Raw genomic sequence first — 9,962 nt, forward strand, 5'->3', positions numbered from 1 at the left:
CGGAGAAGGCACAGCGCCTTCTCTTTTTTGGACTTTTTACTTCACAAAGTGTAACATATAGGGTATCGAAAAACTTAAAGCTCGAAAGGTCGTGACGCTTACGTACCCTTTATGGAAAAAAAACCTAATCATCGTCTGGATCGGTAGTTTTTTGACGGCGGCCTCGATGAGTCTTGTCCTGCCGTTCCTCCCCTTGTTCATCGAAGAGCTCGGGGTCACCGATCCCGACCACGTCGTCACGTGGTCCGCGGTCGCTTTCGGCGCCACTTTCCTCGTGGCTGCCATCGTCTCCCCGCTGTGGGGACGTCTCGCTGACCAAAAAGGCCGCAAACTGATGCTCGTCCGTGCCAGCCTCGGTATGGCCGCCGTCATGACGCTCATCAGTTTCGTCCAAGACGTATATCAGCTCGTCGGCTTACGGCTCTTGATGGGTGCCGTATCCGGATTCATCTCGGCGGGGATCACCCTCGTCGCTTCGCAAACGCCTAAAGAGAAAAGTGGCTGGGCGCTCGGCACATTGTCGACCGGTGGCATCACCGGCGGACTCCTCGGTCCATTGATCGGCGGACTCCTCGCAGACTTGATTGGGCTTCGACCCGTTTTTCTCTTGACCGGCAGTGCCTTATTCATCACGTTTCTCATCACACTCGTGTTCGTCAAAGAGGACTTTGTGCCGGTGGCGCGCGAGCGGCTTGATTCGACGCGATCGATTATCGCCTCGCTCCGTCACCCACAACTCATCTTCAGCCTGTTTCTGACGACGTTCTTAATCACGTTCTCGGCCCAATCAATCGGCCCGCTGTTGACGCTGTACGTCCGTGAATTGAACCCGTATACGACGTCGCTCGCTTTTATCGCAGGGATTGTCGCATCGGCACCGGGTGTAGCCGCCCTTATTTCCGCCCAACGTCTCGGTCGGCTCTCCGACCGCTACGGGGCTGAACGCATCTTGTTCTGGGCGCTCATTATTTATAGTGCCTTCTTGATTCCCCAGGCGTTCGTGACATCGACGACCCAACTCGTCATCATGCGGTTCGGGCTCGGCTTCGCCACGGCGGCACTCATGCCGTCGGTACAGTCGTTGCTCCGGCAACATACGCCGAGCCGGGCGACCGGTCGCATCTTCTCTTACAACCAGTCGGCCCAGTTCATGGGCAACTTGCTCGGACCGTTGTTCGGTTCGCAAGTCGTCGCCCACTTCGGATTCTCGGCACTGTTTATCGTGACCGGCCTGATTATGCTGATGAACGCCTTCCTAGAAAAATCGAACGTGCAAGTCGCACTTCATCCGAATACGAAATAAACGCCGAGCAGCTGCTCGGCGTTTTTCGTTATAGTAAATCGGCGGCCAACCGGGCGAGCGACGAACGCTCTCCTTTGATGAGTTGGACGTGTCCGAATACGTTTTGACCTTTGAAGCGTTCGACGGCGTACGTGAGACCGTTCGAATACTCGTCCAAGTACGGGTGGTCGATTTGATACGGATCCCCGACGAGGACGATTTTCGAGTTCTCGCCGACCCGGGTCAGAATCGTCTTAATCTCATGTTTCGTCAAGTTCTGGGCCTCGTCGATGATGATGAACTGATCCGGCATGCTGCGGCCACGGATATACGTGAGCGCCTCGAGCTGAATCGATTTGATACCGGCCAAGATGTTCCCAAGTTCGTCTTTCGAGTTGGCATTGAACAAGAACTCCAAGTTATCATAAATCGGCTGCATCCACGGTCGGAGCTTCTCTTCCATCTCACCCGGCAAATAACCGATATCGTTCCCCATCGGGACGACCGGTCGGGCCACGACGAGCTTGTTGAAGCGACGTTCGTCTTCGACGAGCGACAGGCCTGCCGCGAGCGCGAGCAACGTCTTCCCGGTCCCGGCCTTCCCGAGCAGTGTCACGAACGGGATATCATCCCGTAGCAACAAGTCGAGCGCCATCCGTTGTTGGACGTTACGAGGATGGATGCCCCACACGTGCTCCACATCTAGCGACAGCGGACGAAGAATCGGTTGCAATCCATCGACGACCGCGAGTGCGCTCGCTTTCGAGACGTTACTCTTTAAGACGACGAATGAGTTCGGATATAGCTGATTTTTGGAAACGGCCTCGAGCGGAAGCTGGCGGACTTTATAAAATTCATCGATGATGGCCTGATCGACTTCGATTTCACGATAGCCGGCGTATAAATTCGTCGTATCGACAATGTGGTCGGTCAAGTAATCCTCGGCTTCAATGCCGATGGCGTCCGCTTTGACACGGACGAGTATATCTTTCGAGACGACCACGACTTTACGGGTCCGGTCGTGCTCGTATTGTTTCATCAGTCCGAGTGCCACGGTCAGGATACGATTGTCGTTCGTCATGACGTCGAACGGGAAATCGACGGTATGCTCGTGACCGATCTCGACGAACAAGCGTCCGCCGTTCTCGAGCGGGACCCCGTCGTGCAGTTTTCCGGTCGTCCGCAGTTGGTCGAGCACGCGTGCCGTTTCTCGGGCGTTGCGGCCGACTTCATCCATGTTGCGTTTTTTACCGTCAAGCTCTTCTAAAACGATGGCGGGGATGACGACATCGTGCTCATCGAATTGGAACAGGGATAGTGGGTCGTGTAAGAGTACGTTCGTATCGAGCACATACGTTTTTTTCATAGACTTTGCCGCCCCTCGAAAATTGTTGGTGATCAAGAATTCAAACTCTCCTTGACTTCACGGTCCAACTTTTCTGCTGCTTCGACATCGTACGTCTTGACGATGTCCGGTTGTCCATACGTCGCCCCATAAAAGGATATATTACGGACCTCCTCGACTTTCCCTTCAAAAAAGCGAAGGTGTAACGCCGGCTTCACGCTCGGCTCGAACTCGTGTACGTGTGACAGGGCGATGCTGTAGGCAAGTCCTCCTTCAAGAAAGATGAGACTCGCTGTCTTTTCCTGCGAGAGCAACGTGATCACATGCGAATTCTTCGTCAACGCCAAGCGAATCGTCCTCTCGTTCGGCGCTTGCACCCAGCTGATCGCATGGGTGATCGGCCACCGTTTCGGCTCATCAAACGTGACTAAAAACGTCAACGGCATCTCGTTCAATACGTCTTGTTGCGCCCTCGAAAGTTCGAACGCAGCTTTACTCGCCATAGACTCCCCTCCTCCCGAACGGGTATACGAAATGGATTCGCCCTTACAATCCTCTTTCCCTGCTTTTCTCTCCTGAAATCATGCTATAATCAACGAAGAGGAAGGTGAGACCATGCGCGTAAAGTGCTCTCTTTGTGACAAAATCGATACGATTGATTCGTGGTCGTTCGAAGCGAAACGACTTCGTAATAAACCTGCTAAAACGTATATGTGCCAGACGTGTCAAGAACGCATCACCGCGCGAACCGCGGAACGTGTCGCGACCGGCCAATTCCACCTATATCCATCGTTCCGGCAAAAACGGAGATGGTAATCAAAAATGGACGTATCGCCCGAGGGCGTTACGTCCATTTTTTAATGTGATTCGATGCCTTGTCGACGGTTCCACCAGAGGCGACCCCGGTAGATTGCCAAGACGACAGCCATGACAAGGAGAACTTCTGGAATCGGCCATGTGAAGAAGACGAGCGCCATCGTGCCTGCACCGAGTGCGAGCAACATATAGACGACGAGTGACTTCCACCACGTCAATTGTTTCGCAAAACCTAATTTAAACACAAGGATTGTCAATAAGATGACCGTGATGATTAACGCGTTGAACCCGACCGAGAAGTCGTTCGCGTCACTGCCGACGCCAAGTAGCGAGGCAATCCACGGCACATCGATTTGTGTGATGTCCATCGTTTGAGAAGCTTTCAAGCTGATAATCCCCCTTTATTTCCTACACAACCATTCTACACTATCCAAAACAAAAGGGAACGCCTAGGCGCTCCCTTTTTTCCGACTTATTCTTTACCAAGTTTACGACGCTTGTCAGCTTTCTCGCGTTCGTTCTTGTTCAAGACTTTTTTACGGAGACGAATCGACTCCGGCGTGATTTCACAGTACTCGTCATCGTTCAAGAACGTGAGCGACTCTTCGAGTGAGAAGACGCGTGGACGTTTCAAGACTTGTGTCGAGTCTTTTGATGAAGCACGCATGTTCGTCAACTGTTTCCCTTTGACGGCGTTGATGGCGAGGTCGACGTCACGGTTACATTCACCGATGATCATTCCCTCGTATACATCTGTACCTGGCTCGATGAAGATCGTTCCACGGTCTTCAAGTGCACCGATCGAGTAAGCCGTAGACTTACCAGGTTCGATACAAACCATGACACCACTGCGGCGTCCGCCGATGTCAGCAGCGATGAACGGACGGTACTCTTCGAACGTGTGGTTCAAGATTCCGTATCCGCGTGTCGCTGACAAGAACTCGTTACGATATCCGATGAGACCACGTGAAGGAACGATGAATTCCATACGTGTTTGACCGTTGTCGTTCGTGTTCATGTTGGCAAGTTCACCTTTACGGAGACCGATTGACTCCATGACTGAACCTGTGTACTCTTCTGGCACGTCGATGATGACGCGTTCGAACGGCTCGATTTTCGATCCATCTTCGTCTTCACGAATGATTACTTGTGGTTTCGAAACTTGAAGCTCGTAGCCTTCACGACGCATGTTCTCGATCAAGATCCCGAGGTGAAGCTCACCGCGTCCTGAAACGACCCATTGGTCAGGTGAATCTGTGTTCTCGACACGGAGTGAAACGTCCGTCTCAAGTTGTTTCATCAAACGCTCTTCGATTTTACGTGCCGTCACGAAATCGCCTTCGCGTCCTGCAAATGGAGAGTTGTTCGTCATGAAACGCATTTGAAGCGTCGGCTCATCGATACGGAGGAGCGGAAGTGGCTCTTCTTTACCGACTGGCGTGACCGTCTCACCAACGTTGATGTCTTCCATCCCGGCGATGGCAATCAAGTCACCAGCTTTGGCTTCTTCGATTTCAACACGCTTGAGGCCGAAGTAACCGAACAATTTCGTGACACGGAGTTGTTTGATTGATCCGTCTGTTTTGCAAAGTGACACTGATTCGCCGACTTTGATTTTCCCACGGAAGACGCGACCGACACCGATCCGGCCGAGGTAGTTGTCGTAGTCGAGCATCGTGACTTGGAACTGAAGCGGCTCATCCGAGTTATCGATTGGTGCCGGTGTGTTCTCAAGAATCGTGTCGAGCACGTACGTGATTGTATCTTCTTGCTTCTCTGGATCAGGATCGAACGAACTTGAACCGCTGACAGCAGACGTATAGACGACAGGGAATTCAAGTTGATCTTCATCTGCTCCAAGGTCAATCAACAAGTCGACAACTTCGTCGACGACGTCGAGTGGGCGTACCATCGGCTTGTCGATTTTGTTTACGACAACGATTGGACGGAGACCTTGGTCGAGTGCTTTCTTCAATACGAAACGCGTTTGCGGCATGCAGCCTTCACGTGCATCGACAACGAGGATAACGCCGTCAACCATACGCATAATCCGCTCTACTTCACCACCGAAATCGGCGTGACCTGGCGTATCAACGATGTTGATGCGTGTATCTTTATAATCGATTGCCGTGTTTTTCGCGAGAATCGTGATTCCGCGTTCACGTTCGATGTCGTTCGAGTCCATGGCGCGTTCTGCGACCATTTCGTTTGTCCGGAATGTACCAGACTGTTTCAATAATTCATCGACGAGCGTTGTTTTACCGTGGTCAACGTGGGCGATGATGGCTACGTTCCGAAGGTTAGTTCTTACATTCATGTAGTTAGTCCTCTCTTATTTAAAAAAGTTTCATCTTTTATTCAACTTTAAGAGTATAGCACACGTCCCACCACCTTTGTCGAGTGTTATCGACTGTTAACGTTTTCAAACGCATCATTTTTGACTACAATGAAGAAGACTAGCGAAAAAAGGGGGAATCTCCATGCAACTCATGTTCGTTTTAATCGCGACCGCGGTCGTCGCCGGCTTCGTCGGCATCGGCATCGGTGTCGCTGAAGGAAGTGCCGCCATCATCATCGGCAGTCTCGCCTTGAGCGGCATCGCCACATTCTTTGGAATCAACTTGCGCCGTCGGGTCCTCTCGAGCCGACGTCCATAACAGAAGGCCCGGGCGATTAGCCCGGGCCTTGTTTATGATGTTGTCCTTCTGGCGCCCATGCTTATAGGTCGCGCGTCAGACAGATACGGTCACGCAAGACGAGCCCGTCCTCTTCAATCGGCGGATACCCGTGGTCCGGGAAGTAGTCGCGCTCGACCGATTCAAAGCGGAAACCGGCTTGCTGATAGAAGCGCAACTGGACGATGCTCGAGTTGCCCGTACAGACGAGCATCTGCTTAGCCCCGCTGCTCTCGGCCCGACGAATCGCGTCTTGGAGCAGGCGTTGCCCGATCGTCTGGTTCTGCCGTTCCGGTTTGACGGCGATATTGACGAGCTCGATTAACGACTCGCTGCGTGTGACGAGCATGTACGCCCCGACACGTTCCCCGCCGAGCGTGGCCTCATACGTCGTCCCTGCTTTGTATTGGTCGCGCACCATCGCCTCATTCGGGTTGGCCAAGACAAGTAAGTCACGGACGCGGTCGTAAGACCCGTTGATTCCGATTTGCAAGTCCGGCTTCGCTTCAAAGGTCGCGCCCTTGGCGATGACGTAATGCTTCACGACGTCTTTGACGAACGTCTCGCTCCCCGCGAGGACGGACGTCTTCCCGTTATAGCGGACCGGCTCCCCATAAATCGAGGCGACCCGTCCCCCGACTTCTTCGACGAGCAGTTTACCGGCGGCATAGTCCCACGGCATATTGCGCATCGTGATATAGCCGTCGACCCGTCCCGCTGCGAGCCAGGCGAGTTCGAGCGAAGCAGCCCCATGCGCCCGTGTACCGACCGAGTCGCGTACAATCGGTGCGAGCACTTCGGGTGCGATTTGCTGGTTCGGCGTCACCCATGTCGCGTTCATACTAAGGAAAGCGTCCCGGACATGATGCTCTTTGATGGGCGTCAGTTTCCGTCCGTTCAGCGTCGTCCCGTAACCGCGACGTGCGACGAACAGCTCGTCCGCCATCACATCATAGACGAAGCCGTACTCGACGACCCCATCGACCATGATGGCAATCGAGATGGCGAACATCCGCTTTTGATGGATGAAGTTCAACGTGCCGTCAATCGGGTCGACGAACCAGACCGTGCCCGACAAATCATCCGGTTTCGTCGAGATGCCTTCTTCCCCGATAATATGATGCTCCGGATACGACTCACGTATCCGATCGACGATCAACTGTTCGACGGCCCGATCGATTTCCGTGACCAAATCACCTTTCCCCGTCTTGCGTTCGATTCGATAGCTCTCGTCAATCTGTAAGCGAATATACTCCCCTGCCTGTTTAATCAAGTCAATCGCGAACCATTCCAACATGTTTATCACCTCTATTATGTATTGTACCAAACAAAAACCAGTATCCGCATGGAATACTGGTTGAATGGGTAGTTGTGGGTCAGGCTTCGAGACGCAATAGTTCTTGGCGATATTTCTCTAACCGATGCTTGCTAGCCTGGACAGTGGCATCATCTTGTGACGCCATTGCATCGAAGAGCGTTGCCAATTCATAATCAATCTCTAAGCGCAGCACCGGAATCCGTTTTTCTGCGTCTTTTCTTTTGAATGCCTCGATTACTTGTTTCATGAGATGCCACACTCCTTTAGTTGGGCTACAAGTTACGGTTTAGTGAGTTGAATTGAGTATATCAGATGAGATTCAAAAAAGAAAGAGAATTGTCTGACTATTTTGAATTTTTTATCTTAGTGAGTATATTCCCATTTCAACTGAGCCTAAACCTGATTGAACTGTTAATGATATGTACCCTATTTATAAGAGAAATAACAAAAAAAGCATGAGAAAACGGTTACGTCCTCTCATGCTTTCCAGCAGTTACAACTTTATAATCTTTGCATTTGATTTTAGGGCCGCTTGAACCGTACGATAGGTAGAGTATCCGGTCTGCTCATCGTGGACGGCACTCAGCTGTTTCTCTTCTGACTTCGACGTCACGATTTGTTTGAACGACCGATAAGCGTCCAAAAACGACTCGCGGTCGACACCGCCTTCATTGGCCAAGGCGACTTGGTTATAGAACTCGACGACTTCAATCAGTTCATCTGTCGTCCAGTCCGGATTGATCGGATAGTTGATTTGCATATTCTTCACCTCGACAACCATTGTATCAACAAAAAAAACTATTGCAAGTTGGGATAGAAATCACTATAGTTTTTTTGTTGCATTGTTTTTGAATCGAAATGTTCAGATTGCCCAAAGCTTGAAACCAAACCGACAACCCATATACACACTGTTATCAAGGAGGACTTACTATTGAAACTTAAAGGTGCTACACAGCTCGAGACACCGCTCTTTGACACGTTGCTTACGCACGTGGATACGAACCCGATCGCGTTCCATATCCCAGGCCATAAAGGCGGGAAAGGGATGGACCCGCAATTCCGTGACTTCATCGGCGAAAACGCCTTGAAGATCGATTTGATCAACATCGCCCCGCTCGATGATCTCCATCATCCGAAAGCATCGATTGCCGAGGCCGAGCGCCTCGCTGCCGAGGCGTTCCGTGCCGACGAGACATTCTTCTCGGTCCAAGGGACGTCAAGTGCCATCATGGCGATGATCATGGGCGTCGTCGGTCCGAACGAGAAAATCATCGTTCCCCGGAACGTGCATAAATCCGTCATGTCCGCGCTCATCTTGACCGGGGCCCACCCGGTCTTCATCCATCCGGAATATGATGAGACGTACGGGATTGCCCACGGGATCACAGCAAGCGCCGTCGAACGCGCCCTCGAGATGCACCCGGACACGAAAGCGGTCCTCGTCATCAACCCGACCTACTTCGGCATCGCCGGTGACTTAGAGCGCATCGTCGCCGTCGCCCATGCACAAGACGTACCGGTCCTCGTTGATGAGGCACACGGTGTCCACTTGCCGTTCCACGACGAGCTCCCACTCTCGGCGATGCAAGCCGGAGCGGACGTCGCGGCCACGAGCGTTCACAAGCTCGGCGGCTCGATGACGGGAAGTTCGATTTTGAACGTCCGTCGCGGTCTCGTCTCGCCGGAACGGATTCACGCGATGTTGTCGATGATCACGACGACGTCGACGTCTTATCTCCTCCTCGCGTCGCTCGATGCGGCACGTCGTCAATTGGCGACGAAAGGAGAGGCGATGAACGAACGTGCCCTCACGCTCGCACGATCGGCCCGTACCGCCATCGACAACATGCCCCACTTAGCGGTATACGGTCACGCCGAACTTCACTCAGAGTCGACATACGCACTCGACGAGACGAAAATTCTCGTCTCTGTTCGTGAGCTCGGCATCACCGGCTTTGAAGTCGAAAAGTACTTGCGCGAGACGCATCGCATCGAAGTCGAGATGTCAGATCTGTTGAACGTGCTGTTCATCGTGACGAGCGCTGACGACGAGTCGACGATTCAAGCGTTGATTGACGGCATGCGTGACGTAGTATCCGTGTATGACCAGTCTGGGAACGATTCGCTATCGATTATGCTTCCTGAGATTCCACCACTCGCGCTCAGCCCGCGTGACGCGTTCTATGAGGAGACGGAAACGATTCCGCTCGAGAACGCCGTCGGACGCATCTCGGCCGAGTTCATCATGGTGTATCCGCCAGGAATCCCGATTATTATCCCAGGTGAGCTCATCACGACATCGACGCTCGACTATATCATGGCGAACATCGAGGCCGGTCTTCCCGTTCAAGGACTTGAAGACGAGTCGCTTCAAATGATTAAAGTCATCCAACAGACGAAAGCCATCCGTTAAGACGAAAGCGAGCCGGTCCACATGGACCGGCTCGCTTCAGGCTGTTGACGAACCAAATCGCCCATCGCGATTTGGTTCGTCTTTTTTTGTGTTCCATGTGCTCGAGGCGCTCT

General features: G+C 52.5%; 11 protein-coding genes. 4 read left to right on the forward strand and 7 right to left on the reverse strand.

Annotation, left to right across the window (positions count from 1 at the left end):
• Positions 1–91: 91 nt before the first annotated feature.
• Positions 92–1,303: a multidrug efflux MFS transporter gene (locus KNO58_RS06075; RefSeq protein ID WP_260570838.1), complete on the forward strand. Its 1,212-nt coding sequence runs from the start codon at positions 92–94 to the stop codon at positions 1,301–1,303.
• 28 nt (positions 1,304–1,331) lie between these two features.
• Here the strand turns inward: KNO58_RS06075 and KNO58_RS06080 are convergent, their stop codons facing one another.
• Positions 1,332–2,648: a PhoH family protein gene (locus KNO58_RS06080; protein WP_021067008.1), complete on the reverse strand. Its 1,317-nt coding sequence runs from the start codon at positions 2,646–2,648 to the stop codon at positions 1,332–1,334.
• Between the two features lie 32 nt (positions 2,649–2,680).
• Entirely contained in the window at positions 2,681–3,130 is a 450-nt protein-coding gene (locus KNO58_RS06085; protein ID WP_214719499.1) for a PNPOx family protein, read from the reverse strand.
• A 112-nt stretch (positions 3,131–3,242) separates the two neighbouring features.
• On the opposite strand from KNO58_RS06085, the gene KNO58_RS06090 reads away from it, so the two are divergent.
• Positions 3,243–3,443 carry a YlaI family protein gene (locus tag KNO58_RS06090; protein WP_128122984.1) on the forward strand — a complete coding sequence of 67 codons (201 nt, stop codon included), beginning with the start codon at positions 3,243–3,245 and terminating at the stop codon, positions 3,441–3,443.
• 41 nt (positions 3,444–3,484) lie between these two features.
• Here the strand turns inward: KNO58_RS06090 and KNO58_RS06095 are convergent, their stop codons facing one another.
• Positions 3,485–3,829 (reverse strand): YlaH-like family protein, encoded by a 345-nt coding sequence (locus tag KNO58_RS06095; RefSeq protein ID WP_235045181.1) that lies wholly within the window; start codon positions 3,827–3,829, stop codon positions 3,485–3,487.
• 86 nt (positions 3,830–3,915) lie between these two features.
• Complete coding sequence (gene typA / locus KNO58_RS06100; RefSeq protein WP_214752305.1) at positions 3,916–5,760, reverse strand: translational GTPase TypA; 1,845 nt, start codon at positions 5,758–5,760, stop codon at positions 3,916–3,918.
• A 163-nt stretch (positions 5,761–5,923) separates the two neighbouring features.
• Between typA and KNO58_RS06105 the strand changes: the two genes are divergently transcribed.
• Complete coding sequence (locus KNO58_RS06105) at positions 5,924–6,100, forward strand: hypothetical protein (protein ID WP_214752306.1); 177 nt, start codon at positions 5,924–5,926, stop codon at positions 6,098–6,100.
• 61 nt (positions 6,101–6,161) lie between these two features.
• Here KNO58_RS06105 and KNO58_RS06110 read toward each other — a convergent pair whose 3' ends face one another.
• The 3 genes from KNO58_RS06110 to KNO58_RS06120 form a co-directional block, all read right to left on the reverse strand.
• Positions 6,162–7,415, reverse strand: coding sequence for an inositol monophosphatase family protein (locus KNO58_RS06110; RefSeq protein ID WP_214752307.1), 1,254 nt, complete (start codon positions 7,413–7,415; stop codon positions 6,162–6,164).
• Between the two features lie 79 nt (positions 7,416–7,494).
• Positions 7,495–7,683 (reverse strand): hypothetical protein, encoded by a 189-nt coding sequence (locus KNO58_RS06115; RefSeq protein ID WP_015881266.1) that lies wholly within the window; start codon positions 7,681–7,683, stop codon positions 7,495–7,497.
• A 246-nt stretch (positions 7,684–7,929) separates the two neighbouring features.
• On the reverse strand, positions 7,930–8,196 hold the full coding sequence (locus KNO58_RS06120) for a UPF0223 family protein (protein WP_021067001.1): 267 nt from the start codon (positions 8,194–8,196) through the stop codon (positions 7,930–7,932).
• A gap of 171 nt (positions 8,197–8,367) precedes the next feature.
• Here KNO58_RS06120 and KNO58_RS06125 point away from each other — a divergent pair, with 171 nt between their 5' ends.
• The gene (locus KNO58_RS06125) at positions 8,368–9,849 is read left to right on the forward strand and encodes an aminotransferase class I/II-fold pyridoxal phosphate-dependent enzyme (RefSeq protein WP_214752308.1); all 1,482 of its coding nucleotides are present in this window, start codon (positions 8,368–8,370) and stop codon (positions 9,847–9,849) included.
• Positions 9,850–9,962 lie beyond the last annotated feature (113 nt).

The organism is Exiguobacterium sp. J17977 (assembly GCF_018616375.1).
In the GTDB taxonomy this organism is placed as follows: Bacteria; Bacillota; Bacilli; order Exiguobacteriales; family Exiguobacteriaceae; genus Exiguobacterium; species Exiguobacterium mexicanum.

Excerpts from the sequence above, each read along its gene's own strand:
- typA (WP_214752305.1), bottom strand. The coding sequence starts at position 5,760 with ATGAATGTAAGAACTAACCTTCGGAACGTAGCCATCATCGCCCACGTT.
- KNO58_RS06115 (WP_015881266.1), bottom strand. The coding sequence starts at position 7,683 with ATGAAACAAGTAATCGAGGCATTCAAAAGAAAAGACGCAGAAAAACGG.
- KNO58_RS06110 (WP_214752307.1), bottom strand. The coding sequence starts at position 7,415 with ATGTTGGAATGGTTCGCGATTGACTTGATTAAACAGGCAGGGGAGTAT.
- KNO58_RS06105 (WP_214752306.1), top strand. The coding sequence starts at position 5,924 with ATGCAACTCATGTTCGTTTTAATCGCGACCGCGGTCGTCGCCGGCTTC.
- KNO58_RS06090 (WP_128122984.1), top strand. The coding sequence starts at position 3,243 with ATGCGCGTAAAGTGCTCTCTTTGTGACAAAATCGATACGATTGATTCG.
- KNO58_RS06080 (WP_021067008.1), bottom strand. The coding sequence starts at position 2,648 with ATGAAAAAAACGTATGTGCTCGATACGAACGTACTCTTACACGACCCA.
- KNO58_RS06085 (WP_214719499.1), bottom strand. The coding sequence starts at position 3,130 with ATGGCGAGTAAAGCTGCGTTCGAACTTTCGAGGGCGCAACAAGACGTA.
- KNO58_RS06120 (WP_021067001.1), bottom strand. The coding sequence starts at position 8,196 with ATGCAAATCAACTATCCGATCAATCCGGACTGGACGACAGATGAACTG.